The 23848-nt window shown below is 60.2% G+C and carries 27 protein-coding genes; 10 read left to right on the forward strand and 17 right to left on the reverse strand.

The window, feature by feature from the left end; translation table 11 throughout:
- Positions 1-88: 88 nt before the first annotated feature.
- On the forward strand, positions 89-751 hold the full coding sequence (locus AC3WJP_RS21200; protein WP_493723526.1) for a hypothetical protein: 663 nt from the start codon (positions 89-91) through the stop codon (positions 749-751).
- Between the two features lie 81 nt (positions 752-832).
- On the opposite strand, the gene AC3WJP_RS21205 is transcribed toward AC3WJP_RS21200, so the two are convergent.
- From AC3WJP_RS21205 to prlC, 6 genes are all read right to left on the reverse strand, one after another.
- Complete coding sequence (locus tag AC3WJP_RS21205) at positions 833-2353, reverse strand: SulP family inorganic anion transporter (RefSeq protein ID WP_493723525.1); 1521 nt, start codon at positions 2351-2353, stop codon at positions 833-835.
- A gap of 254 nt (positions 2354-2607) precedes the next feature.
- The gene (locus tag AC3WJP_RS21210; RefSeq protein WP_493723524.1) at positions 2608-3336 is read right to left on the reverse strand and encodes a carbonic anhydrase; all 729 of its coding nucleotides are present in this window, start codon (positions 3334-3336) and stop codon (positions 2608-2610) included.
- A gap of 262 nt (positions 3337-3598) precedes the next feature.
- Positions 3599-4657 carry a PA0069 family radical SAM protein gene (locus AC3WJP_RS21215; RefSeq protein ID WP_493723523.1) on the reverse strand — a complete coding sequence of 353 codons (1059 nt, stop codon included), beginning with the start codon at positions 4655-4657 and terminating at the stop codon, positions 3599-3601.
- Positions 4658-4753: 96 nt separating this feature from the next.
- Positions 4754-6769, reverse strand: coding sequence for a M3 family metallopeptidase (locus AC3WJP_RS21220; protein ID WP_493723522.1), 2016 nt, complete (start codon positions 6767-6769; stop codon positions 4754-4756).
- A gap of 122 nt (positions 6770-6891) precedes the next feature.
- Entirely contained in the window at positions 6892-7155 is a 264-nt protein-coding gene (locus tag AC3WJP_RS21225) for a YheV family putative zinc ribbon protein (RefSeq protein ID WP_493723521.1), read from the reverse strand.
- Positions 7152-9203, reverse strand: a complete 2052-nt coding sequence (gene prlC, locus AC3WJP_RS21230) for an oligopeptidase A (protein ID WP_493723520.1) — start codon at positions 9201-9203, stop codon at positions 7152-7154. The genes AC3WJP_RS21225 and prlC overlap by 4 nt, the downstream gene beginning before the upstream one ends.
- A gap of 91 nt (positions 9204-9294) precedes the next feature.
- Between prlC and AC3WJP_RS21235 the strand changes: the two genes are divergently transcribed.
- Both AC3WJP_RS21235 and AC3WJP_RS21240 read left to right on the forward strand, forming a co-directional pair.
- Entirely contained in the window at positions 9295-9843 is a 549-nt protein-coding gene (locus tag AC3WJP_RS21235; protein ID WP_493723519.1) for a gamma carbonic anhydrase family protein, read from the forward strand.
- Positions 9844-9856: 13 nt separating this feature from the next.
- The gene (locus AC3WJP_RS21240) at positions 9857-10519 is read left to right on the forward strand and encodes an HAD family hydrolase (protein ID WP_493723518.1); all 663 of its coding nucleotides are present in this window, start codon (positions 9857-9859) and stop codon (positions 10517-10519) included.
- Between the two features lie 87 nt (positions 10520-10606).
- On the opposite strand, the gene AC3WJP_RS21245 is transcribed toward AC3WJP_RS21240, so the two are convergent.
- Positions 10607-11674 carry an aminopeptidase gene (locus AC3WJP_RS21245; RefSeq protein ID WP_493723517.1) on the reverse strand — a complete coding sequence of 356 codons (1068 nt, stop codon included), beginning with the start codon at positions 11672-11674 and terminating at the stop codon, positions 10607-10609.
- A gap of 120 nt (positions 11675-11794) precedes the next feature.
- Here AC3WJP_RS21245 and AC3WJP_RS21250 point away from each other — a divergent pair, with 120 nt between their 5' ends.
- Together AC3WJP_RS21250 and AC3WJP_RS21255 are read left to right on the forward strand one after the other, a co-directional pair.
- Entirely contained in the window at positions 11795-12211 is a 417-nt protein-coding gene (locus AC3WJP_RS21250; protein ID WP_493723516.1) for a PA0061/PA0062 family lipoprotein, read from the forward strand.
- A 145-nt stretch (positions 12212-12356) separates the two neighbouring features.
- Positions 12357-12767 (forward strand): PA0061/PA0062 family lipoprotein, encoded by a 411-nt coding sequence (locus AC3WJP_RS21255; protein WP_493723515.1) that lies wholly within the window; start codon positions 12357-12359, stop codon positions 12765-12767.
- 3 nt (positions 12768-12770) lie between these two features.
- On the opposite strand, the gene AC3WJP_RS21260 is transcribed toward AC3WJP_RS21255, so the two are convergent.
- Both AC3WJP_RS21260 and AC3WJP_RS21265 read right to left on the reverse strand, forming a co-directional pair.
- Positions 12771-12980 (reverse strand): DUF1161 domain-containing protein, encoded by a 210-nt coding sequence (locus AC3WJP_RS21260; RefSeq protein WP_493723514.1) that lies wholly within the window; start codon positions 12978-12980, stop codon positions 12771-12773.
- A gap of 116 nt (positions 12981-13096) precedes the next feature.
- Positions 13097-13525 (reverse strand): OsmC family protein, encoded by a 429-nt coding sequence (locus tag AC3WJP_RS21265; RefSeq protein WP_493723513.1) that lies wholly within the window; start codon positions 13523-13525, stop codon positions 13097-13099.
- 213 nt (positions 13526-13738) lie between these two features.
- On the opposite strand from AC3WJP_RS21265, the gene AC3WJP_RS21270 reads away from it, so the two are divergent.
- The gene (locus AC3WJP_RS21270) at positions 13739-14740 is read left to right on the forward strand and encodes an LLM class flavin-dependent oxidoreductase (RefSeq protein WP_493723512.1); all 1002 of its coding nucleotides are present in this window, start codon (positions 13739-13741) and stop codon (positions 14738-14740) included.
- Positions 14741-14925: 185 nt separating this feature from the next.
- Here the strand turns inward: AC3WJP_RS21270 and AC3WJP_RS21275 are convergent, their stop codons facing one another.
- On the reverse strand, positions 14926-15150 hold the full coding sequence (locus AC3WJP_RS21275; protein ID WP_493723511.1) for a DUF1161 domain-containing protein: 225 nt from the start codon (positions 15148-15150) through the stop codon (positions 14926-14928).
- 133 nt (positions 15151-15283) lie between these two features.
- Positions 15284-15499 (reverse strand): dodecin, encoded by a 216-nt coding sequence (locus tag AC3WJP_RS21280; protein ID WP_493723510.1) that lies wholly within the window; start codon positions 15497-15499, stop codon positions 15284-15286.
- Positions 15500-15653: 154 nt separating this feature from the next.
- Here AC3WJP_RS21280 and AC3WJP_RS21285 point away from each other — a divergent pair, with 154 nt between their 5' ends.
- Entirely contained in the window at positions 15654-15977 is a 324-nt protein-coding gene (locus AC3WJP_RS21285) for an ElaB/YgaM/YqjD family protein (protein WP_493723509.1), read from the forward strand.
- A 10-nt stretch (positions 15978-15987) separates the two neighbouring features.
- On the opposite strand, the gene AC3WJP_RS21290 is transcribed toward AC3WJP_RS21285, so the two are convergent.
- Positions 15988-16938: a LysR family transcriptional regulator gene (locus AC3WJP_RS21290; RefSeq protein WP_493723508.1), complete on the reverse strand. Its 951-nt coding sequence runs from the start codon at positions 16936-16938 to the stop codon at positions 15988-15990.
- 72 nt (positions 16939-17010) lie between these two features.
- On the opposite strand from AC3WJP_RS21290, the gene trpB reads away from it, so the two are divergent.
- From trpB to AC3WJP_RS21305, 3 genes are all read left to right on the forward strand, one after another.
- Positions 17011-18231, forward strand: a complete 1221-nt coding sequence (trpB, locus tag AC3WJP_RS21295; protein WP_493723507.1) for a tryptophan synthase subunit beta — start codon at positions 17011-17013, stop codon at positions 18229-18231.
- Positions 18228-19046 (forward strand): tryptophan synthase subunit alpha, encoded by an 819-nt coding sequence (trpA, locus tag AC3WJP_RS21300; protein WP_493723506.1) that lies wholly within the window; start codon positions 18228-18230, stop codon positions 19044-19046. Before trpB ends, trpA begins: the two co-directional genes overlap by 4 nt.
- Positions 19047-19161: 115 nt before the next feature.
- Entirely contained in the window at positions 19162-19656 is a 495-nt protein-coding gene (locus AC3WJP_RS21305; protein ID WP_493723505.1) for an anti-virulence regulator CigR family protein, read from the forward strand.
- A gap of 75 nt (positions 19657-19731) precedes the next feature.
- On the opposite strand, the gene AC3WJP_RS21310 is transcribed toward AC3WJP_RS21305, so the two are convergent.
- The 5 genes from AC3WJP_RS21310 to AC3WJP_RS21330 form a co-directional block, all read right to left on the reverse strand.
- Positions 19732-20304, reverse strand: a complete 573-nt coding sequence (locus AC3WJP_RS21310) for a hypothetical protein (protein ID WP_493723504.1) — start codon at positions 20302-20304, stop codon at positions 19732-19734.
- A 237-nt stretch (positions 20305-20541) separates the two neighbouring features.
- Positions 20542-21228 (reverse strand): hypothetical protein, encoded by a 687-nt coding sequence (locus AC3WJP_RS21315; RefSeq protein ID WP_493723503.1) that lies wholly within the window; start codon positions 21226-21228, stop codon positions 20542-20544.
- 217 nt (positions 21229-21445) lie between these two features.
- Positions 21446-22204 (reverse strand): hypothetical protein, encoded by a 759-nt coding sequence (locus AC3WJP_RS21320; RefSeq protein ID WP_493723502.1) that lies wholly within the window; start codon positions 22202-22204, stop codon positions 21446-21448.
- Positions 22205-22325: 121 nt separating this feature from the next.
- Complete coding sequence (locus AC3WJP_RS21325; RefSeq protein WP_493723567.1) at positions 22326-22655, reverse strand: DOPA 4,5-dioxygenase family protein; 330 nt, start codon at positions 22653-22655, stop codon at positions 22326-22328.
- A gap of 177 nt (positions 22656-22832) precedes the next feature.
- Positions 22833-23786 carry a hypothetical protein gene (locus AC3WJP_RS21330; RefSeq protein WP_493723501.1) on the reverse strand — a complete coding sequence of 318 codons (954 nt, stop codon included), beginning with the start codon at positions 23784-23786 and terminating at the stop codon, positions 22833-22835.
- Positions 23787-23848: the final 62 nt, after the last annotated feature.

Below are 23848 nucleotides of genomic sequence, written 5' to 3' on the forward strand. Positions count from 1 at the left end.
ATGACAAATGCGTCTGAGCCGTCGTCATAACCCAGCTATCGTAGGACTTTCGTCGCGTTTATCGCCTACTCAGTTATCCGGAGCGTTCATGAACACCGCCGCATTGCGCGAGCAGATCAACAGTGCCATTGAGCACGAAACCAAGAGCGGCCGACTGGCCCAGCAGTTGGCAGCACAAGTCCCTCATCTGCATCGGGCTATCCATCTGCCCGACAGCGACGCCGAGGGCGTACTGGTCCGCTTCGTCAGCGCTTACATCGAGCAGGTGCCGGACTTGCTGGACGCCGCCAATGGTGTTGCACGCGAAGCCGGTATCGAATCGCAGATCAAACCGGTGCTGAAGATCGCCGAGCAATACTTCACCAGCCCGCCATCGGCGCTGAACGGCCATGAAGGCCTGGATTGCCTGCTGGATGAAGCCTATCTGGCGCACCGCCTGGTGGAAGAGGTCAACGACCTGTACATCAAACACCTCGGCCAGCCGTTGATTCCACTGGATACCACGGTGGCCAGCCTGATCGTGCATCAGCTGATCGGCGAAGACTTCGGCAATGAGCTGGATGAAGTGGTGCACCACTCGGTGGATAACATGCTCGACGATGAGAGTTTCGCTGTGGAAGCCGTCGAGGCCTATCGCGACAAGCTGACCAGCCCGCAGACAGGTAACGCCTGGAAGCAATGGCCCTGCATGTCACGTCAGTTGAACGTCGGGCTGTCACTGGAGGAGCAGAATTCACTGCCCCGCAGTTGACTGTTTTGGCGAGGGGCTCGCCCCCGATCAGCCTCACCATTGGCGCCTGATCGGGGGCAAGCCCCCTCGCTACATGCATAATCAACCAGCACTCGTGCGCAACTGCCCCTCGATCCGCCGCTTCAACCCGCGGCTCTCGATCTCCATCCGTGAGCCATTGGCCTTGTTGGCCCGCCCCCAATCCTCCAGCAACTCCAGGCAGGAATGGTCGATGTAGCTCAAGTAGCCCATCGGCACCTGCACGGTAGTGCCTGGCGGAATGCCTTCCAGTGCGCGGGTCAGGGCCGGGACCTTGAGAAAGGTCGCCGCCCCGATCAGGCGCAGCTCCACTTGCCTGGGCCCGGTCTCGATCACCGTGATCTTCAGCCGCGCGGCCTTCAGCGCCAGGCGCAGCAGAGTCAGGGCGAAACCCAGCAGCACGCCGGTAAGCAGGTCGGTGAAGATGATTGCCAAGGCGGTCACGCCATAGGTGAGCATCGGGATCCGCCCGTAGCGGCCCAGCCCGCGCAGCGCCTTGAGGTCAACCAGCTTGAAGCCGGTATACACCAGCACACCCGCCAGACTGGCCACTGGAATGCTCTGCAGCACACTGGACAGGATCACCACGAACGCCAGCAGCCACACCCCATGGAGGATCGCCGACATCCGCGTGCGCGCCCCGGCCTGGACGTTGGCCGAGCTGCGCACGATCACCCCGGTCATCGGCAGTGCACCCAACAGGCCACACAGCATGTTGCCCACGCCCTGGGCCGACAGTTCGCGATCGAAGTCCGAGCGCACGCCGTTGTGCATGCGGTCCACCGCCGCTGCCGACAGCAGGGTTTCGGCACTGGCGATAAAGGCCACGGCAAAGGCGGCGATCAACAGCGTCGGATCGGCCAGATTGAGCAGGTCGGCCGGGCGCAGCCAGTCGATGGCTTCGGCAAGGTTGTCCGGCACTTCGACGCGTTTGACTGACAACGCCAGCGCCAGACTGACCGCCGTGGCCGCCCCCACACCCAACAGTGCCCCCGGCACAAAGCGCAGGGACTGCGGCCGATAATGCTCCCAGCACCACATGATGGCGATGGTCAGCAGCCCTAAAAGCCCAGCTTGCCAGCCCAGGCTACCGCCCATCACCGGCATCGCCTGAGCGAGGGTCGCCGGGAAACCCAGCAAGTTGTCGAGTCCGGAGGGCTTGGGCGCGCTGTCGAACATCACATGCACCTGCGACAGCACGATCAGCACACCGATCCCCGCGAGCATGCCGTACACCACCGCCGGTGCGGTAACCCGGAACCAGCAGCCGAGCTTGAACCGCCCGGCCAACAGTTGCAGGAAGCCCGCCAGCAACAGGATCGGCCCCAGCATCGCCATGCCATGCTGACGCACCAGCTCGAACACCAATACCGCCAGCCCCGCCGCCGGGCCGCTGACCTGCAGCGGCGACCCCGCCAGGAAGCCCACCACCACACCGCCGATGATGCCGGTGATCAGGCCCTTGGCCGGTGGCATGCCGGACGCGATGGCGATCCCCATGCACAACGGCAACGCCACCAGAAACACCACCACCGAGGCCAGCAATTCCCGGGGCAGAGCCGCTTTCATTTGCGCCATATTCATGACCATTCTCCTGAAAATTCCTGCAGGGCCGGCGATCGTTGCCAGTGCCGAAAGGCGACTCTCGCAGGAACGCAAAAGCCACCGGAACACAGCCACCAGCGACGATCGAAGAATCGCGCGGGCAGTGCTGTCTCCCAGTCAACGGGCGTTGTTCTCGTTATCGAGTTGACTGTCCGACACGTGCAGCGAACCAGGCCGCGCACTCAGGTCGCGGCCTTTCGAGGGCCCATCAACTGCTTGTCATGCAACGTCGGTCAGAAGCGACCTTTGGGCGTTGCGCAGGGGATAGGACGGTTTCTGTCCAAGGGGATGAAGCGATCCTGTTCGGCGTCGTACGCCTTGATTTCGCTGGTTTCGATGCTGTAGACCCAGCCATGGATGAACAGCTGTCCGCTGGCCATGCGCGAGGCCACCGATGGGTGAGTGCGCAAATGCTGCAGCTGGCAGATGATGTTCTCTTCGGTGAGCACCTGCATGCTTTCGGCTTCAGTGGTGCAGTTGCAGTTGTCCTCGACCACGATCCTCGCCACTTCGGCATGCCGCAGCCAGGCCTTGACCGTGGGCATCTTGTCGAGGGTGTGAGGGTTGAGCACCGCGCGCATGGCGCCGCAATCCGAGTGGCCGCAGACGATGACGTGCTGCACGCCGAGGGCGAGGATGGCGTATTCCAGCGCCGTCGACACGCCGCCGTTCATTTGCCCGTAGGGCGGTACGACGTTGCCCACGTTGCGGGTGACGAACAGGTCGCCGGGCGAGCTTTGGGTAATGAGTTCAGGAACGATGCGCGAGTCGGCGCAGGTGATGAACATGGCGCGTGGCGCTTGCGCGGTGGCCAGCTTCTTGAACAGCTCTTGCTGCTCAGGAAACACTTCGTGGTGGAAATGCAGGAAGCCATCGACGATGTGCCGAAGGGCCTCGTCAGCGTTCTCGCAACCCTCGTGGCTATGGGGAGCGGGAACCTTTTCATGATCATGGTCGGGCATACTTCATCCTCTCTGACGGTCGGGTCATAGGGCTAACAGGTGAAATATCGAACCTGATGCTACGCGCATCCAGGCGATACGGGGAGCTTGGTGACCCAGTGGTCGTTCGCCATTGAAGCTACCCTGTCAAACTTAATTGAACCTGAATAAGCGCTATTGAACATCAGATTGTTTGCAATCAGAAAACGCTTGAATATTTCCGGACTGGATAGTGGGCAGTGGGCACTGTTCCGGAGGCAAGCCTCCTGGCTGCAGGGGCACATCAAAGCAGCGACATCTGCTGCCCCGGCGGGCAGAACGCCGAGCAGTCCAGTCGATAACCTTCACGGCGCTCCAGGCCGTAGCGCTTGATGGCCTTGGCGAAACGCTGAGCCAGCAGTTGCGCGAAGACGCCTTCGCCGCGCATCCGGCTGCCGAAGCGGCTGTCATAGAGTTCGCCGCCGCGGCTCTGGCGGATCAGGCTCAGCACGTGCTCGGCCCGTTGCGGGTAATGGGCATGCAGCCAATCCTCGAACAGCGGCGCGACTTCCAGCGGCAGCCTCAGCATCATGTAGTTGGCGCTCACCGCGCCGGCAGCGTGGGCTTCGGCGAGCAGGTGCTCCAGCTCCATGTCGTTGATCATCGGAATCATCGGCGAACACAGCACACCCACCGGGATGCCGGCTTCACGCATCACCCGTATGGCCCGCAACCGCGCTTTGGGCGCTGCGGCGCGGGGCTCCAGGATGCGCTTGAGCTCGTCATCCAGCGTAGTCAGGCTGATCATCACTGACACCAGGCGCTGCTCGGCCAACTGCGTGAGCAGGTCGAGATCGCGCAGGATCAAGGAGCCCTTGGTGACGATGGTCACCGGATGGCGGTAGCGCAGCAGCACTTCCAGCAACTGCCGGGTCAGGCGCTGCTCCCGTTCGATCGGCTGGTAGGGGTCGGTGTTGGAGCCCAGGTTGATGGGCGCGCACACGTAACCGCGCTTGCCGAGTTGCTGCTCGAGCAACTCGGCGGCGTTGGTCTTGGCGATCAGCCGGGTTTCGAAATCCAGACCTGGAGACATGTCCCAATAGGCGTGGCTGGGCCGAGCGTAGCAATAGATACAGCCATGCTCGCAGCCACGATAGGGATTGATGGAACGGTCGAACGGCAAGTCCGGGGACTGGTTGCGGGTGATGATGGTCTTGGCGGTCTCGAACATCACCTCGGTGCCCTGCGTCACCGGCGCTTCCTGGTGCCAGCCGTCATCCTCGGCCACGGAGCGGCTAGGCGCGAAGCGGTTATGAGGATTGCTGGCGGTGCCGCGCCCGCGGGGAGGCAAAAGGGATGACATGAAGAGGCGCCCATGACTGTATAAACATACAGCACAGGGTAGCGCAGCCATCCCTCTTGCGCCAGCCACCGCAGATCGGCCAGCGCCGCGGCCGTTTCAGTCCGCCAGGCCCATCTCGGCCAACAACGCCTCGATGTTCGGTTGCCGGCCGATGAACTGCTCCAGCAGGTCGCCGATCGGCATTGTCCCGCCTTTACTCAAGATCAGATCGCGCAGCTGCTCGCCAACCTGTGCCGACAGCACCCCCTCACGCTTGAAGCGCGCAAAGGTTTCAGCCGCCAGGACTTTCGACCAGACATAGGTGTAGTAGCCCGATGCGTAGTCCGAGGCGCCGAAAAGGTGCATGAACGAATGAGTGAAACGCGAGATGGACGTTTTGGGCAGCACCGAGATCTCGTCACGCACGCCCTCGACCACGGGTAACAGCACCGGCTCGCGAACCTGCATGTGCAGACGCAGATCAACCAGCGAAAAGCCGATCTGCTGCACCATTTCCATGGCCTGAAACGCCCGCTGCGAAGCCAGTGCGCTGTGCAGGAACGTCGGCGATATCGGCGCTCCGGTCTGCCGATGCGCCGACATCAGCGCCACGCTCGACGGCTCCATGGCCCAGGCTTCGAACAAGCGGCTGGGGAACTCCACTGCATCCTCGGCCACGCCATTGATGCCCGCCACACTGCCATGGTCGACCTGAGTCAGCACATGGTGCATCGCGTGACCGAACTCATGCAGCAGGTCCGTCAGCTGGCCCAGGCTCAAGCGCGCATCGTCATCGGCAGGCTTGGTAAAGTCGCAGCTCAGCAGCGCCAGTGGCAACTGCAGACTGCCATCGACGAACCGATGCCGATCCCGAACCCCCTGCATCCAGATCCCTGGCGACTTGGCGGCGCGTGGATAAAGATCGAAATAGACGGCGCCCAGCGCTGTATCGCCCGAGCGCAACTCGAAGACTCTGATATCGGTATGCCAGGTGTCGGCCTGTACGACTTCGTGCATCTGCACGCCGAACAGCTGCTGGACCAACGCCGCGAGGCCCTTGAGCACTGCGGGGACGGCGAAGTATTCGCGCACCTCGGCTTCGGACACGCCAAAATGCTCACGCTGATACAGCTCTTGATAGTAGGCGAGGTCCCAGCCCTGTAGCTCCGGTGCTCCGAACTGTCTGACGAATTCGCGCAGACGCTGCAACTCCGCCTCGGCGGCCGGGCGCACCTTGGCCAGCAGGGCAAGCAGGAAGGCCTCCACGTCGTGCGGCACTTCGAACATGCGGGTGGCCATTGCGCGCTGGGCGTAGTTTTCATGACCCAGCATCCTGGCCAGTTCGAGACGCTTGACCAGAATACCGTCGATGACCGGGCCATTGTCCGGCGCACCCGGCGTCGGGCTCTGGTCCGACGCCAAGGTGATGAACGCCTTGTAGACGTCCTCGCGCAGCTCACGGCTGTGGGCGTGGGACAGCACATCCTTGAACAACGGCGTGTCGAGTGTCAGGCGCCAGCCGTCGGCGCCTTGCTGCGCCGCCAGCTCGGCGAGGCCTTGCTTGTGTACATCCAAGAGCCCGCTCAGCTCGCTCTCGTCGGTGAAGTCCTTGCTCCAGGCCTCGCGCGCTAGCTGGGTGTTGTGGGTGAATTGCGCGAACAGGACTTCCAGCTCGAGCTGCAGCTGCTGCACGCGATCACGCACTGGCTTTTCGAAACCTATACCCGCCAATCTGGCGTCCCGCAGCCAATGGCCCAGGACACAGTGACGCTCGGGGGTGTAATCGGCCGCCGCCGGGCTCTCCTGCAGTGTTTGCATCAGGCCAAAGAGCGTAGGGTTCTGGCGCAGCGCGGTCAGATACAAGGTGACGCGCTCCATGCCCTGCTGAAACGCCTGCGCCAGCTCGCCGCTGTGATCTTCCTGGGCCCGCAGGCCAATGGGCTGAATCAGGGCCAGCATGCGCTGGTTGAGGTCTTCGAGAGGGTGCATCAAACCTTCCCAGGTCGGGGCGGCTTGCTGATCGATGAGAATGGCAGAAAGGGCTTGGAGATTGCTCGCCAGCATCGCCTCGATGGCCGGGCCGATCTCGTCGGCGCGCATCTGACTGAAAGCGGGCAGGGAATTTTCGTGCATGTTCGTGTCCTTTGACGGGGCTGATAGGGAGCCTCAGTCTAGGGACGCGCGAAGGGCGAACGGCGTTGCCCCTCTACCGCACATGAATGAAAACGGCAGCGCGAGGCTGCCGTTTTGCGGTCTTACTCCGTGGGCTTCTTGAGCTTCGGATTGGGGAAGAACTGCACGACCTGGACATTCGGTTTGGCAACCTTCGGCGCGGGCTTGTTGACCCGCGTACCCAGCTCGCTGGGCACCGAGTTACCTTGCTCGTTGAGGGTGTCGGCATAGCCGCAGGCCACGCACTCACGATGAGGCACGTCGTCAACGCTCCACATCATCAGTTTGTCCGGCTCGCTGCACGCCGGGCAGACCGCCCCGGCGATAAAGCGCTTCTTGGTGATCATGCCGCCGCGTCCTCGCTCAGGCCGCTGTGGCGCAGCAGCGCATCGATCGAGGGCTCACGCCCGCGGAAGTCGACGAACAGCACCATCGGCGCCTGGGAACCGCCGCGGGCCAGGATGGCTTCACGGAAGGCGCGGCCAGTCTGCTCGTTGAGCACACCTTCTTCTTCGAACTTGGAGAAGGCGTCCGCCGACAACACCTCGGCCCACTTGTAGCTGTAGTAGCCCGCCGCGTAACCGCCCGCGAAGATGTGCGCGAAGCTATTAGGGAAGCGGTTGTAGGCCGGTGGGCGCATGACCGAGACTTCATCGCGGATGCCGTCCAGCACCTGCGCGACGCTGCGCCCATCGCCATGGGTGGCGTGCATCTCGAAGTCGAACAGCGAGAACTCCAGTTGGCGCACCATCATCAGGCCGGACTGGAAGTTCTTGGCGGCGAGCATTTTTTCCAGCAGGTCCTGGGGCAGCGCTTCGCCGGTCTCGTAGTGACCGGAGATGAGCGCCAGGCCTTCAGGCTCCCAGCACCAGTTTTCCATGAATTGGCTCGGCAGCTCGACGGCATCCCAGGCCACGCCATTGATGCCCGACACGCCGGCATGCTCGACGCGGGTCAGCAGGTGATGCAAGCCATGGCCGAACTCGTGGAACAGCGTGGTGACTTCATCGTGGGTCAACAGCGCCGGCTTGCCGGCGTCGGCCGGGGTGAAGTTGCACACCAGGTTGGCCACCGGGCTCTGCAGCACGCCGTCAGCGGTGCGGCGACGATCGCGGGCGCCGTCCATCCACGCGCCGCCACGCTTGTTGGCGCGGGCATAGAGGTCGAAGAAGAAGCGGCCGACGTGCTGGCCGTTTTCCTTGATCTCGAACAGGCGCACGTCCGGGTGCCAGGTGTCGAAGCCCTTCTGCTCGGCGATCTCGATGCCGTACAGGCGCTGCACGATGGCGAACAGACCACCGAGCACCTTGTCGATCGGGAAGTAAGCACGCAGGGCTTCCTGGGACACGCTGTAGCGCTGCTCGCGCAGTTTTTCGCCATAGAAGCCGCTGTCCCAGCTTTGCAGATCGGCGCAGCCCTGCTCGGCGGCGTAGGCACGCAGCTGTTGCAGGTCCTGAACGGCAAACGGCTTGCTGCGCTTGGCCAGATCGCGCAGAAAGCTCAGCACTTGATCGCTGGACTCGGCCATCTTGGTGGCCAGGCTCAGCTCGGCGAAGTTGGCGTAGCCCAGCAGGCTGGCCAGTTCCTGACGCAGGTCGAGGATCTGCTCCATGACCGGGCCGTTGTCGTTCTGACCGGCGTTCGGGCCTTGATCGGAGGCGCGGGTGCAGTAGGCCGCGTAGACCTCTTCACGCAACGCGCGGTCGTGAGCGTAGGTCATCACCGCGTAGTAGCTGGGAAACTCGAGGTTGATCAGCCAACCGTCGAGATCCTTGGCCTTGGCCGCGGCGGCCATCTGCGCCTTGGCCGAGTCGGTAAGGCCGGCGAGTTTGCTTTCATCGGTGACGTGCTTGGTCCACGCCTGGGTGGCATCCAGCAGCTGGTTGGAAAATTTGCTGCCCAGCTCGGAGAGCGTACTCTGCACCTCGGCATAGCGCTTTTGCTGCTCGGGCGGCAGGTCGATACCGGACAGGCGGAAATCGCGCAGCGAGTGCTCCAGAATGGTTTTCTGGGCGATGTCGAAGCCGGCCGCTTCCGGGCCGTTGGCCAGCGCTTCGAAGGCCTGGAACAACTGGCGATTCTGGCCCATCTCGGTGGAGTAGGCGCTCAGTGCGGGCAGGCAGCCTTCGTAGGCCTGGCGCAGTTCGGGGCTGTTGCGCACGGCATTGAGGTGGCTGACCGGGCTCCAGGCGGCGCCCAGGCGGTCGTTGAGTTCGTCCATGGCCAGCACCAGGCCGGCCCAGGTCGGTTGGCTACCCTGGTTGGCCAGCAGGTCGGCGATGGCTTTGCGGTTATCGGCCAGGATCTGTTCAATCGCTGGTTGCACGTGCTCTGGACGGATCGCAGAGAACGGTGGCAGATCGTAGGACTGCAGAAGCGGATTGTTCGCGCTCACGGTTAAACACCTTGGCTGAGAAGAAACACTGGGACATCTTAATTACAATCGACGCTCACCGCAGCTATCGCTCTCAAAGAAGGAGACTATCGTGGCCATTCGCACCTTCCAACATCACACGCCAGCGCTGGGCGAGCGGGTATTCGTCGACCGTTCGGCAGTGGTCATCGGTGACGTCGAACTGGGCGCCGACAGCTCGGTGTGGCCGCTGACGGTGATCCGCGGCGACATGCACCGCATCCGCATCGGCCAGCGCACCAGCGTGCAGGACGCCAGCGTGCTGCACATCACCCACGCCGGCCCATTCAACCCTGAGGGCTTCCCTTTGATCATCGGCGACGACGTGACCATCGGCCACAAGGTCATGCTCCACGGTTGCACCCTGGGCAGCCGCATTCTGGTGGGCATGGGCAGCACGGTGATGGACGGCGCGGTGGTCGAGGACGAGGTGATCATCGGCGCCGGCAGCCTGGTACCGCCGGGCAAGCGCCTGGAGAGCGGATATCTCTATGTCGGCAGCCCGGTCAAACAGGCACGGCCTTTGACCGACAAGGAGCGGGCGTTTTTCACCTACACCGCGGGCAACTACGTGAAGCTCAAAGACCAACACCTGGCCGAAGGCTTCGACCGGGGCGAATAAGATCGGGACCCTCATGCATTATCAAAATATTCTGTTCGACCTCGATGGCACGCTGACCGACCCGCGCCAGGGTATTACCCGCTCGGTGCAGTATGCGCTGGCCAAGCTGGGCATCGACGAGCCGGACCTGGTGGCGCTGGAGCACTTTATCGGGCCGCCGCTGCTGGAGCAGTTCATGCACGCTTATGGCTTCGACGAAGCACGGGCCTGGGAGGCGCTCAATCATTATCGTGATCGCTTCAAGGTCACCGGGCTGTATGAGAATCAGGTGTTCGATGGCGTAGTCGAGCTGCTGGAGACCTTGGTGGGGCAGGGCCGGCACTTGTATATCGCCACCTCCAAGCCGTGGGAATTCGCCAGGGAGATCGCCCGGCATTTCGACTTCGCTCGGCATTTCAAGGTGATCTACGGCAGCGAGCTGGACGGTACGCGGACCAACAAGGTCGAGCTGATCCGCCACCTTCTCGATCAAGAGCGGCTGGATCCAGCCCATACCCTGATGATCGGCGATCGCAAGCATGACTTGATCGGTGGCAGGCTCAACGGCCTGGATGTGGCGGCGGTGGGGTATGGCTTTGGCGGTCGAGAAGAGTTGAGCGCGCAGCGGCCGACTTATCATTTCGAGACGGTGGCGCAAATGCGCGACGCGTTCCTGATTGCGCCTGAAACCCTGTAGCGAGGAGGCTTGCCTCCGATAGCGGTATATCTGCAGCGGTGATGTCGTGGGTACTGGCTTTCGGGGGCAAGCCCCCTCGCTACGGGGTCAGCGCATGAGTTGCTGCAACGCCGCCTTGCGCTCATCCGCGGGCAAGCCACCCAGGCGCCGGACCTCGGCATAGAATGCCGGCCAATCCCCGTTCACCTGCCTGAACACCTGCGCGAACGCCGGCACATACTGGTCGTACAGGCCGAACGGCAGCAGCTTGGCGTTGTTCAACGGCGAATACACCCAAGCATCGAATCGGCCCTTGCCACCCCATTGGCTGGCCTTGAGCGCTTCGTATTGCTGGCGCATGTGCTGGAACTCTGCCGCCTTGGCGCTGCGCATGGCGTCGCTGCTCAACGGCTGCGCGTAAAGCTGCTGCAGACGCTCGCGGGTTGCCAATACCAATTGGGTGAACTGGTCCAGCTGCAGGTTCAGATCCACGTTGGCCGGCGCCAGCCCCCGCGCGACGCGCCACTGCCGAGTGCCTTCCTGCTCGACGAAGGTGGCGTAGGATTCGTTGAATTCGGTGTCGTTCTTCAGGTAGAAATTCTGATGGGCCAGCTCGTGAAAGATCAGCGTGGCCAGGCGCTCGTCGCCCCAGGTCATCATCGAACTGATGATCGGGTCATCGAACCAGCCCAGGGTCGAATAGGCCTCCACGCCGCCCACGTACACATCCATCCCCTGCTGGCATTGCAACGCCGCTGCGCCCCGGGCCGCGCCTTGGCTGTAGTAGCCGCGGTAGGCGACGCAACCGGCGATGGGGAAGCAATGGGTCTGCGGGTTCAGCGAGAACTCGGTGGTGGCGAACACGTTCCACACCACCGAGGGCCGATGAATGTCCACGTACAGGCGATAGCTGCGGTTGTTCGGCAGATGCAGGTGCTGGCTGGCGAAATCGCGAGCCGCCTGGGAGCGCTCCAGGCGTGCGCGCAACCTGGCGTCGGTGGCCGGATCGGCGATGACTGTGGCCACCGGCTGCCGTCCGCGCAGCAGCTGCCACTGGCCATCGGCCAGCTGTCCGTAGTAGCTCAGGGTCGAGCAACCGTTGAGCAGCCCGCTGAGCGTCAGGGGAACCAACAGCCGAAAAAAACGGTCGAGTGAGCCAAGGTTTGAGCGTGCCAAAGAAAAAAATCCCATCTGCGCCATCGGTCGTCCCGCTCGCTCGTTACACAAAGCCCTCGGCGTTTTCATGCGCTACACCGGGGGCGGGCAGGGCCCATGTTGCCTCTTAGGAGATTCGCCATGCGTGAAATATTGTTCGTTTGTTCAGTAGCGGCCATGCTGGCCGGCTGCAGCACCCTGCCCAATCCCGACCCCAGGCAAGCCTGGATCGACTTGCACCCCAAGGCCGACAGCTCGCTGCGCGCGGAACAGGTGGATGCCCACGACTGGACGGACAAACGCTATTTTGAAGTGCAACCTGGTAGCCATGAGCTCAAGGTACGCTATCAGTTCGCAGTCGACCCTACCAATATCGGTCCGAACAGCGAAACCTTGTGGCGCGATTGCCAGCTGAGCCTGAACTTCAAGACCTTCACCGCCGGCGAGCGCTATCAGCTCGAGGCCGGCAGCCTGGGCTTCCAGCCGTGGGCGAAGCTCTATGACCAGCAGCGCAAGGTGGTCGGCCAGGCCAAGCCGGCCGGGTGCCAGAGCGCCTGAGGAGCCCCACGCCTGTAGCGAAGGGGTTTGCCCCCGAATGGCTCCACCCGTTACCGCAGTGGCAATAGCGTTTTCGGGCCGAGCCCCTCGCTACAGGGGTATGAAAAGCGGTGATATGCTTGCAACCTCACCTGCGGAGTTTGCCATGCGCCACCTGCTTCCCCTGTCCTTGGTCAGCTTGCTGAGCGCTTGCGCGTTACCGCCGCTGCCGCCCGATAATCCAAAGATGGCCTGGGTCGACCTGTACACCCAGACTGGCAGGCTGGTCATGGCCGAACGGCTCGACGGCAAGCGTCTGGATGACGGCCGCTATTTCCAGGTCACCCCGGGGCCGCACACCTTGTTGATTCGCTTCGATTACGAAATCACCTGGGGCGCCAGGTGGAACGACCCGCAATACCGTACCTGCTACCTGCGCGTCGAATACCCGGACTTCAAGGCCGGCCAACACTATCGTCTGGAAGGGTGGGTACTGGGGATTTCGCCCGAGGCGCGCCTGCATGACGCCAGCGGCGCGATCGTGGCGGATGACAACCAGCAAAGCTGCCTGTTCTAGCCGCTATCGATCGTTTTTCTGATAGATGATCTTCATGCGACCAAAGTTGCAGGAACCGACGATCATGGACGGATCCTGGCTCTTGGCTTCTTCGGCGGTGATGATTTCCAGCGTGTAGGACGTGACGCCCTGCGCCTGGATCTTGGCTTCGATCTCGGCCTTCAATGCTTCACACGCCTTAGGCGCGGCCAGCGCGTTACCGGCCACGATCATCAAGCCGAGCGCCAGCCACGCGCCCCTGTGGGAGCGGGCTCTGCCCGCGAACAAGCCAGACGCCGCACCGAGCGCTCCGCTGCGTGGGCTTAGCCCATTCCCACAGGAAAGGTCACTCATGACAGCAGTGTTGCATCCAGACTGATGTCGGCGCCTTTGAGCACCTTGGATACCGGGCAGCCGGCCTTGGCCTTGTTGGCCAGCTCGCTGAACTGCTCGGCCGATGCACCAGGCACCTTGGCCTTGAGGATCAGATGCACCGCAGTAATGGCGAAGCCGTCAGGCTGCTTGTCCAGCGTCACTTCGGCGGTGGTGTCGATACGCTCGGCGGTCAGGCCTGCTTCGCCGAGGATCATCGACAGCGCCATCGAGAAGCAGCCCGCGTGCGCAGCGCCGATCAGTTCTTCCGGATTGGTGCCTGGCACGCCTTCGAAGCGAGTATTGAAACCATAAGGGGTGTTGCGCAGCGCGCCGCTTTCCGTGGAAATCTGGCCTTTACCGTCTTTCAGACCGCCTTCCCAAATTGCCGATGCTGTCTTTTTCATGGAAACCTCCGTCAGGATCGCACTCGAAGGTTGAGTGCCATTACTCCTATTCAGAGGTGACGCCCGTCAGCAAGTTCAGATCGATTGCACACCGGGTATTGAATTAGGTGGATATGCCCATATCATGAACCCACGCCTGTGACGCGATGATCACACGGTCATGCGCTCGGCCCTGTCGCTGTGCATCGACCCAGCAGAGGATGTTCAAGCCCCATGAAACGACTCGCCGATATCAAAATTTCCGCCCTCGACCTGGTGCCCGTGCGTGCCGACAAGGGTGCAGCACAATCGTTGCGCAACTCCCTGGACCTCGCCCAACACGTCGAGCGCTTTGGCTACAACCGCTTCTGGGTGGCCGAACACCACAACATGGATGGCATCGCCAGCTCGGCCACCTCGGTGCTGCTGGGATATCTGGCCGGCGGTACTTCGACCATCCGCGTCGGCAGCGGCGGCGTGATGCTGCCCAATCACGCGCCATTGGTAATCGCCGAGCAGTTCGGCACGCTGGAAAGCCTGTACCCAGGCCGTATCGACCTCGGCCTGGGCCGTGCGCCCGGCTCCGATCAGATGACCGCCCGCGCTTTGCGTCGCGAGCGCTCCGGCAGCGCCGACGACTTCCCCGATGACGTCGCCGAACTGATCGAATACCTCGGCCCACGCTTCCCCGAGCAGAAGGTCATCGCCGTCCCCGGCAGCGACACCAACGTCCCCGTCTGGTTGCTCGGTTCGAGCCTGTTCAGCGCTCAGCTGGCCGGCATGCGTGGTCTGCCCTACGCTTTTGCCTCGCACTTCGCGCCGCGCTACATGCACGAGGCGATCCGCGTCTACCGCAACCACTTTCAGCCCTCCGCCGTGCTGGATGAACCCTACGTGATGCTCGGCGTGCCACTGGTGGTGGCCGAGACCGACGAGCGCGCGGAGTACCTGGCCACCTCGGTGTATCGCCGCATTCTCAACCTCATGCGCGGCAAGAGCCTGATGCAACAGCCACCGGTGGAATCGATGGAAGGCCTGTGGCTGCCCCATGAGCGCGAGGCGGTAGGGGATTTCCTTGGCCTGGCGATGATCGGCAGCGCGGCCAAGGTGCGCGCCAAACTCGAGGTGCTGGTGGAGCAGACCCAGGCCGACGAGTTGATCTTTACCTGCGACCTGTACGAACACGCCGATCGGATTCGCTCCTACGAACTGCTGGCTCAGGCGGTCAGGGGCTGACATCGAGGTACGCAGGGTCGGCCTCTTCGCGGGCAAGCCCGGCTCCCACAGGTGTACGACTCAGCTGCCGTCAACTCTGTGGGAGCGAGGCTTGCCCGCGAAGGGGCCCGCGAGCCAGGCCCATTGCGCGAGGCGCAGGCAGCAAAAAGCCGGCATCCAAGCCGGCTTTTTTTGCATCTGAATCATCAGCCCTTCTTGTACACAATCTCTTTGCTGCCCGCTTCGCATGTCCCGACCACTTTGGCATCCGCACCGGCGCCCTTGGCAACGACATCAAGCGAATAGCCCGACGCCCCTTTGGCCTTGATCTTGGCATCGATCTCGCCTTTGAGATCGTCACACGATTTGCCTGCCGCAAATGCGCCACTGGCAATACTCAACAAACCTACCGCCAACAGAAACTTCTTCATCGGTCACATTCCCTGGTCGGATCAAACAATAAAATGGGCGCCTCCCGAATTTGGTCAGCGCCCGCTACTTGTAGCCGAATAAACCCACATCAGCCAGTCCGAAACATCGGGCGCTGATGTAGGAGATTTCCGATCAGCTCTGCTCGATGCGGAAGCCGACTTTCAAGGTCACCTGGAAGTGCGCCGCGCGCCCGGCCTGGATGTGGCCGCGGGTCTCGGTTACTTCGAACCATTCCAGGTGCTTGAGGCTCTTGCTGGCTTCGGCCAGGGCGTTGTTGATGGCATCTTCGATGCTGGTCGGCGAGGAGCCGACGAGTTCGATCTTCTTGTACGTGTGATGGTCGCTCATGGTGGTTCTCCCTAATGATCGGATTTCAGCGTGACTGCGCTGTGGTCGTGTACATCTGTGGGGAAATCCACGGGAAAAGTTCACCCGCACTGCACTTTCTGCACAACGTGCAGTCGGAAACTTACACAGCAACTCATCCTCAGGAGAAGTCACCATGGCCAATACTTCGTTACGCAAAGCCTCGCTGCAAAGCATGGAAGCCGAAATCGAAAGCCTGCTCAAGTCACTGGAAAGCCTGAAAGAGGACGCGTCCGGAGAGTCACTGAAAACCCTCAAGGCGCTCAAGGCCAATGCCGAGAACGCCCTCAAGCACTCCCGTCATCTGCTCAGCGATGTCTATGAAGAAGTGAAAGTCAAAACCCGCGAAACCAGCGTCGCCACTCGCGACTACGCTCAAGAACACCCATGGACCACAGCTGGCGTGGCCGTCGGCGCGCTCGGCCTGTTGGCGGCGTACCTGATCAGCAAGCGTGACTGATAGACCCTCGCTACAGTGGAATGCGCTGGTGCAACTCAGCCTTGAGCCATTGCGCCAGTTGCTGCGCGCGCCCATCAGCGGCGCGGCGCGGCACCCAGAGCGCCAGGCGCGCCGGGGTTTCTGTAAAGCCCCAGGGCGCGGCCAGGCGACCGGCGTTCAAGTCGTCCGCCACCAACGGCTCGGGCGCAATCGCGATACCCAACCCGGCGACCGCCGCCTCCAGCAAATAATACAGATGCTCGAACGCCTGCCCGTAACGCAGCGCCTCGACGGCAATGCCATTCTGCTGCGCCCAGCTGGGCCACGCCTGCAAGCGCGAGGTGGTTTGCAGCAACGTCTCGTGCTGCAGCGCCGCGACCGGCGCCTGGCATAACCGATCAAAGCCGGCGAACCGCGGGCTGACCACCGGGCCGATGCGCTCGCTGGCCAGTTCGAAAACTTGCATGTCCGCCGGCCACGGTGGCTCGGCGAACACCAGCAGGGCATCGAGCCCCGGCCGGCGCGGATCGAGGTCGCCTTCGCCGGCCGACAGGTGCAGGCGCAGATCCGGCAGATCCGCGTTCAGGCGCCCCAACCGCGGAATGAACCAGCGCGCCAGCAAGCTGCCGGAACAGCCGAGCACGAATGGCGCATCGGCATTGCCCTGGCTGATCTCGCCGCACACGCTGCGCAGGCGCTCGAACGCATCGCTGCTGGCATCGCGCAACCGGATGCCGGCATCTGTGAGTTTAAGGCCGCGGCCATCCTTGCTGAACAAGGCCACGCCCAGATGTTCCTCAAGCACCTTGATCTGCCGGCTCACCGCGCCGTGGGTTACGTGCAAGTGTTCGCCCGCCAGGCTGACGCTGTTCAGCCGGGCGGCGGCTTCGAAGGCCCGCAGGGCATTGAGAGGGGGGAGGTCACGGCTCATGGTAATATGTGAGAATTCCTGACAGGTTGCCGCAATCTTATCGGTTTTCATCCGCCCGTGGGGTGTCTACAGTTAGCTCTATCGACATTCCTGTCCAACGCCATTCGTTCAGTGGAGCGTTCCATGACTCAGACTAATCTGCGCAGCGGCCCCGACGCCAACGGCCTGTTCGGTGCATTCGGCGGCCGCTACGTTGCCGAAACCCTGATGCCGCTGGTGCTGGACCTGGCCCGCGAGTACGAAGCGGCCAAGGCCGATCCTGAATTCCTCGAACAGTTGGCGTACTTCCAGCGCGACTACATCGGCCGCCCGAACCCGCTGTATTTTGCCGAACGTCTGACCGAGCACCTGGGTGGCGCGAAGATCTTCTTCAAGCGTGAAGAACTCAACCACACCGGCGCCCACAAGGTGAACAACTGTATCGGCCAGGTGCTGCTGGCCAAGCGCATGGGCAAAAAGCGCCTGATCGCTGAGACCGGCGCCGGCATGCACGGCGTGGCCACCGCCACCGTCGCTGCCCGTTTCGGCCTGCCTTGCGTGATCTACATGGGCGCCACCGACATCGAGCGCCAACAGGCCAACGTGTTCCGCATGAAGCTGCTGGGCGCCGAGATCGTGCCGGTCACCTCCGGCACCGGCACCCTCAAGGACGCCATGAACGACGCCCTGCGCGACTGGGTCACCAACGTCGACGACACCTTCTACCTGATCGGCACCGTCGCCGGCCCGCATCCTTACCCGGCCATGGTGCGTGACTTCCAGTCGATCATCGGCAAGGAAACCAAAGAGCAGATGCTTGAAAAGGAAGGCCGTTTGCCCGACAGCCTGGTGGCCTGCGTAGGTGGAGGCTCCAACGCCATGGGCCTGTTCCACCCGTTTCTGGATGACGCCAATGTGGAAATCATCGGCGTCGAAGCGGCCGGCCACGGTGTCGATTCCGGCAAACACGCCGCCAGCCTGAACGGCGGCGTCCCGGGTGTACTGCACGGTAATCGCACCTACCTGCTGCAAGACGAAGACGGCCAGATCACCGACGCCCACTCGATCTCCGCCGGGCTCGACTACCCTGGCATCGGCCCCGAGCACGCCTGGTTGCACGAGATCAAGCGCGTCAACTACACCAGCATCACCGATGACGAAGCCTTGGCCGCGTTCCACACCAGCTGCCGCCTGGAAGGCATCATTCCGGCGCTGGAAACCGCTCACGCCCTGGCAGAGGTGATCAAGCGCGCGCCGACCCTGCCCAAAGATCACTTGATGGTGGTGTGCCTGTCGGGCCGTGGTGACAAAGACATGCAAACCGTGATGAACCACATGGCCGCGACCCAGGAGAAATCGGTATGAGCCGCCTCGAACAACGCTTTGCCGACCTCAAGGCCGAAGGCCGCGCCGCCCTGGTCACTTTCGTGACCGCTGGCGACCCTGGCTATGACGCCTCTCTGGAGATCCTCAAGGGCCTGCCTGCGGCCGGTGCCGACGTCATCGAGCTGGGCATGCCCTTCACCGATCCGATGGCCGATGGCATCGCCATCCAGCTCGCCACCTTGCGCGCTCTGGAAGCCGGTCAGACGCTGGCGAAAACCTTGAAGATGGTCCGCGAGTTCCGCATCGACGACAGCACCACGCCGATCGTGCTGATGGGCTACTACAACCCGATCCACCGCTTTGGCGTCGAAGCCTTCGTCGCTGAGGCCAAGGCCGCTGGCGTCGATGGCCTGATCATCGTCGACCTGCCGCCCGAGCACGACGCCGAGCTGGCGACCCCGGCCCAGGCCGCCGGTATCGATTTCATCCGCCTGACCACCCCGACCACCGATGACGTGCGCTTGCCGACCGTACTGGAGCGCAGCTCCGGCTTCGTCTACTACGTCTCCGTGGCTGGCGTGACCGGTGCCGGTTCCGCCACCAGCGACCAGGTCAGCAGCGCCATCGAGCGCCTGCGCCGCCACACCGATTTGCCGATCAGCGTCGGTTTCGGTATCCGCACCCCCGAACAGGCCGCCGCGATCGCGCGCCTGGCCGATGGCGTGGTGGTCGGGTCGGCGCTGGTCGACAAGGTCGCCAAGGCAGCCAACGCCGGGCAAGCGGTCGACGACGTGCTGAGCCTGTGCAAAGCCTTGGCCGACGGCGTGCGTAAAGCCCGCGTCAGCCGAGGGTAAAGTTCCTGATACAAAGGAATTAGCCTCTGTTTTCAGGGACTAACGCTGCAAGAACAGAGGGAGGGAGCTTTTGGGCTACCTCCCTTTTTGCTGTTAGTGCCTGAGGATACATTTGATGAAATTGCCAAAACCGCTGATCGCTGCCATGGGTATCGTGCTGGTCGGTGTGACCCCGCTGTTGCAAGCGGCTCCGGGGCCAAATGATCACGGCCCGGGCGGCGAGCAGCATCAGCAAGGCCCGCAGGGGCAAGGGCAGGGGCAGCAGCAACATCAGCAGGATCGCGGCCAGCAGGGCGGCGGCAACGGCTCCGGCCATGGCAACCAGCAGAGCAACCGCGGTGGCCGTCCGCCGCAGGACTTCGGCCCTGTGCGCCAGACCATTTCGCAAAATCGCGAGAGCTTCGGCCGCGGCAACCCGCTGCCACCGAACATCCACGTGGAGCGCGGTCGCCCGCTGCCACGCGGCTACGGTCGTCCGCTGGACGCCGCTGCACTGCGCCACCTGCCACACTACGACGGCTACCAGTGGCGCCGGCTGGGCAGCGATGTGGTGCTGGTCGCGGTTGGGACTGGGTTGGTGTATGAGATCCTGGACAATGTGTTGAATTGATCGATGGGTGATTCCGGCTCATATCGCGTGGGCCGGAATCATTATCCAATGATCATTCACGTTGAGTGAGTCTTATCAAACTCGGCGATCAGCTACGTTTTGTCGTCGAGAAGTATGATGTTGGGGGTGCGATTGCGCATTAGGCATTGTCGCAAATCCATTCTTAACAGCGGCATCCAATGTCTTTCCTATTTTAGACAGGGCAAGGGAAATATCTGAATCTTGACCTTCTTCATTGATAGTTTCGGGGTAGATATCGTCGGCGCGAGCAATAATCGCGTCAACCACCTCGCGCGTTAATTGCGTGAGGGCAGCTGCCTCAGTGGGATTAGTACCTTTTTTATGCTCGATTAATGCGGCCATGTCCTCGATAAAATGTACACCCATTTCCAAGATATCTCGTTGCCCATGTTCCGCCCAAATAAGCAGGCACTTAGCCGCAATTTCAGCGTGTACCTTGGTTTCGTGAGACCCTCCAAGACAATTAGCGGGATTGACCTTAAGTGACTCGACCATTCTATGGAAAGGACTATCCGCCTCTAGAGAGGTCAGTTTGATCGTGGTTTTTGCTCCTTGAGTTTTATCAGTAATTTGCTGGCCATTTACAAGTATCTGAGGGATTTGAAAACTTGCTTCAGGATGAGGCACGCTTGATGACGGCGTGTTTATGGGGGGGGGCAGAGTTAACACCCTGGTGCGTACCAGAGATCAAGGATGGCAGTTGCGTAATGGCATTCATAGATGGTGCATAGGTGTGAACACCTTTATTTTCCCAAAGCTCATTTGGGTTATTGGACATTGTCTGCGTGGTTACTACACTGCTAACAGTCATATTATTTCTCCAAGAAGCAACAATGGCGCCAGTCATAAACTGACAGACCTTTTCTAAAGTTTGACGTTGACCTGAAGCGACATCAACTCGAATTTACCCAATAGTGCAAAAAATTGTTCTAACGGAACTCTTTCGTGCCCTGGCATATTTGCAGCATGATTTATCAATCCAGTTTCCAACTCCAAAGAATCTGCCAATAACACTACGATATTGTCAACCGCAAGACGAAACAGACTTTGAAGCTCAGCGCCTTTTTTCTGTTTGGCGGTAAGCGTCAGTAGCGCTGACATATCAGTTATAAAACAGGGGCCTGAATTACAGAAATCTTCGACTTTCCGAGTGTTTGCCCACCGCTGTATAGATTGCGCTGCCTTATAAGCCCGCGTTATTGGCTTTCGCGAGGTTGAGAAAATAGATACTCGCGACTTGTAAACCTCGATAGCGGAAACCAGGTTATCGATATGTTCGCCGCCAGGAGTCGGCGATGTACTGACCAGGGGACTCACAGGCGCATGCGGCTCCTGAATAGCGGGGTTCTTCTTAGTCAGAGATATGATCTGTGTAATTGTGTTCGCAAAGGATGCTAAGTGCCGGGATAGGCCAGCGAGTGTTGCCAAGCCATTTCGGGCTTCGGAAAGATTACCGGATATACTATTAGTTCCAACAACTCCATGTACATTCGTGCGATGCCCTAGATATTGGCTAGCATAGATTGATGTCATCGATTTGGCTATGTCCATACACGGATACTCCGACTAGAAATGCGTAGGCTACCCGGATTTCTGACTTTTGTGCTGCCAAAAATCAGCCATGGAAATATCTAGTATAAAATACACGTTAGATCAGGGAGCCTTGGTCAATGGTACCGTGTGGATAAATTACCCCTTAGTACACTTTCGTTACACTTTGGTAGCGATGATACCCCACACCACCGCTACCGATGACGCTACAGCTGATTTAGTCAAATTTTATGTCGTCGCGATTAATCAACGCGAGAGTAACGCCAGTGCTGAATCCATGATATTGCGCGGTGCGCAAGGCCGCTTCAACGCGATCCTCCATTTCCGGCCTGAGCAGTTCCCCACCACTGACTGCGGTTTTTTCCAGTATGTTTTGCTTCGCGAGATCCAGTGCCGATTCGATTGCGCACTTGGCCAGACTTTGGAGCTTGTCCGCTTCGAGTCTATTGGTACGGCGCTTGTGAGATATGACAGCCTCCATATCCATTACGAAATTCTCGATAGTGAACTCCATAGTTTCTACATCCGCCTTCTGGGCCCATTGTTGCAATCCGACGGCAGAACGATTAGCTTGAATTTTTGTTCTATGGGAACCGTAGATTAAGCCCTTGTGCACCTCCAACGCAGCGACCATTTTGGAGAACGCACTTGGCTTATCGGCATGTTGAGCGTCATCAAAGGAGCTTGCAGGTACCTCCAAGTCGACTACTGTGGTAGGGATAGAACTATTTCCATACTGCCTTGATAGATTATATTCACTAAAATCACTCACAGGTTTGCTCATTAAAAGCATCAGCTTTGCCATCGTATGGGGCAGATTATCCCTGTCCTTCATCAAGACTGCCAATGTATTACTTGAGATAGTACTCCCAACTACCCGCTCAACAATACCATTAGCTTTAGTATCTTTTGAGCCTTGCGCTGCCATCTCACCAATACGATATACTGCGTTCAACGCTATATTGACGTCTAACATAGCTAACCTCCTGAAAAAAAATCAGGATATTTCCCACAGCATCTATGCGCTTCCAGAATTCGCTCAGCTCAGGATTAGCTCTTTATGAAGCACTCTAGAAAATTATAGAACCACTTTTTCATCATCCAAAAATACTCAGATCCAACGGCCGCATAGCTCCCATCCATATCGCATGACGGGCGTGATCCGCTAAAGCATTTCCCGTTTCCGGGTGCATGAATACCACCAAACCATTGCGATTCAAGGCCAACCATCCCAGCACCGCCCCGATTTCCTCGACCGCCACGGTCAACTGACAGCTCCAGTCCGGGTGCGGCCCCACCGGGCGCTCGTGCATGCGACCCATTTTTACCCCGAACAACCGCACGGCCTCTTCGCATAGCGCGCGGGCCTGGGGCAGGGTGCTGGCGTCGTAGTAGATGTGGGCGTGGTAAGAGTGGATGGTGGACACGGGTGCGGACCTTGGTGGAAGAATGATATCCGCAAGATTATCGGTTTTTTCGAGACGACGCATGCTCTAGGGACTGACGACCACAAACTATACCCCAGCCATAATGCGTTGGTTCGGTATGTAACCTGCTCATGGCCGCCCAAAGTAGCTCACTCGAACGTGACCGCGATGAGTTTGTTATTTCTTGAGATAATCCGCAGCTCCCTTGGCAGCATCCCAATCACACTCATCTCCGTGCCGATATTCCTTAGGGCAGCGATCACGGTCAGCGGAAATATTTGGAAACTCTAAGGGACCAATATCCACGCGAGCACCGGAAGAATGAACAGGAATATGAGTGCCTGCACTCGCTCCGAGATTAACTGATGGTGGATTACTATCGATATGAGCGCCCATTCCGCTAGGTGGAGGTTCTGGCGCCGGTTGTATTACTGGTGGCTGCACCTCCGGAATTGTCTCTGAAGGACCGAATAGATCGTTGAACGAGAAGTCCGACAACGTTTTACCTATGTTAGCGGCCAGCATTTGTGCTATGGCACTCGCGGTGGAAGGATGCTCCACGCGTGCGAGCCATCTATCGGCATTCTGTTTAACCTCTTGCGATCCCACTACCGAAGCCAAGGCCATCATCCTATGAGTTTGGAATGCCAGATCACCCTCTGCAAGCGAGCTACCAGCAGAGCTTTTTACCAGATCCCAATACGTCTCTCTATTTTCCGAATCCAATGCTTTGAAAACCGAATTTAGTGTCCAACTATCCTGGTCTAAATTATGTTTAGCGAATACTGCGCTGTGGAAATCCCAAGCTTCTTGGGCGTTAATATCACGGGAAACCATACCTTCACCACCTCGAAGCTGCTCGGCCAAGGCTTTAAGATATGCTTGAGCCATGTCATGCCGTATCTTCTGAAGCTGTTCTTGATCTATGTTCTTTCCAGCGTGTTTCGCAGTCAACTGCATAAAATTTATCGCCGCTGAGCCAGAAAGCGAGTCGCCTAAAGCCACGCCCTCCGCAAGCTTTGCATATTGATATCCCATCTGCGCCATCGCATTATACAGCGCATCAGGCCCGGAACTGGAAAGCGTGGAATTCAACTCATCCATTTTCATCTGATCAATTTTTTGCATCATCGTTGATACCGTATTTTTGGGCGAAGATAGCGATTATTAATTCAGCGTATCTGCAACCTAAG

The organism is Pseudomonas sp. GW821-FHT01A09, assembly GCF_058986725.1.

Bases quoted from the DNA above. Each gene is read 5' to 3' on its own strand.
- AC3WJP_RS21200 (WP_493723526.1), top strand. From the start codon at position 89: ATGAACACCGCCGCATTGCGCGAGCAGATCAACAGTGCCATTGAGCAC.
- AC3WJP_RS21205 (WP_493723525.1), bottom strand. From the start codon at position 2,353: ATGAATATGGCGCAAATGAAAGCGGCTCTGCCCCGGGAATTGCTGGCC.
- AC3WJP_RS21210 (WP_493723524.1), bottom strand. From the start codon at position 3,336: ATGCCCGACCATGATCATGAAAAGGTTCCCGCTCCCCATAGCCACGAG.
- AC3WJP_RS21215 (WP_493723523.1), bottom strand. From the start codon at position 4,657: ATGTCATCCCTTTTGCCTCCCCGCGGGCGCGGCACCGCCAGCAATCCT.
- AC3WJP_RS21220 (WP_493723522.1), bottom strand. From the start codon at position 6,769: ATGCACGAAAATTCCCTGCCCGCTTTCAGTCAGATGCGCGCCGACGAG.
- AC3WJP_RS21225 (WP_493723521.1), bottom strand. From the start codon at position 7,155: ATGATCACCAAGAAGCGCTTTATCGCCGGGGCGGTCTGCCCGGCGTGC.
- AC3WJP_RS21240 (WP_493723518.1), top strand. From the start codon at position 9,857: ATGCATTATCAAAATATTCTGTTCGACCTCGATGGCACGCTGACCGAC.
- AC3WJP_RS21250 (WP_493723516.1), top strand. From the start codon at position 11,795: ATGCGTGAAATATTGTTCGTTTGTTCAGTAGCGGCCATGCTGGCCGGC.
- AC3WJP_RS21255 (WP_493723515.1), top strand. From the start codon at position 12,357: ATGCGCCACCTGCTTCCCCTGTCCTTGGTCAGCTTGCTGAGCGCTTGC.
- AC3WJP_RS21260 (WP_493723514.1), bottom strand. From the start codon at position 12,980: ATGATCGTGGCCGGTAACGCGCTGGCCGCGCCTAAGGCGTGTGAAGCA.
- AC3WJP_RS21265 (WP_493723513.1), bottom strand. From the start codon at position 13,525: ATGAAAAAGACAGCATCGGCAATTTGGGAAGGCGGTCTGAAAGACGGT.
- AC3WJP_RS21270 (WP_493723512.1), top strand. From the start codon at position 13,739: ATGAAACGACTCGCCGATATCAAAATTTCCGCCCTCGACCTGGTGCCC.
- AC3WJP_RS21275 (WP_493723511.1), bottom strand. From the start codon at position 15,150: ATGAAGAAGTTTCTGTTGGCGGTAGGTTTGTTGAGTATTGCCAGTGGC.
- AC3WJP_RS21280 (WP_493723510.1), bottom strand. From the start codon at position 15,499: ATGAGCGACCATCACACGTACAAGAAGATCGAACTCGTCGGCTCCTCG.
- AC3WJP_RS21285 (WP_493723509.1), top strand. From the start codon at position 15,654: ATGGCCAATACTTCGTTACGCAAAGCCTCGCTGCAAAGCATGGAAGCC.
- AC3WJP_RS21290 (WP_493723508.1), bottom strand. From the start codon at position 16,938: ATGAAAACCGATAAGATTGCGGCAACCTGTCAGGAATTCTCACATATT.
- trpB (WP_493723507.1), top strand. From the start codon at position 17,011: ATGACTCAGACTAATCTGCGCAGCGGCCCCGACGCCAACGGCCTGTTC.
- trpA (WP_493723506.1), top strand. From the start codon at position 18,228: ATGAGCCGCCTCGAACAACGCTTTGCCGACCTCAAGGCCGAAGGCCGC.
- AC3WJP_RS21305 (WP_493723505.1), top strand. From the start codon at position 19,162: ATGAAATTGCCAAAACCGCTGATCGCTGCCATGGGTATCGTGCTGGTC.
- AC3WJP_RS21315 (WP_493723503.1), bottom strand. From the start codon at position 21,228: ATGGACATAGCCAAATCGATGACATCAATCTATGCTAGCCAATATCTA.
- AC3WJP_RS21320 (WP_493723502.1), bottom strand. From the start codon at position 22,204: ATGTTAGACGTCAATATAGCGTTGAACGCAGTATATCGTATTGGTGAG.
- AC3WJP_RS21330 (WP_493723501.1), bottom strand. From the start codon at position 23,786: ATGATGCAAAAAATTGATCAGATGAAAATGGATGAGTTGAATTCCACG.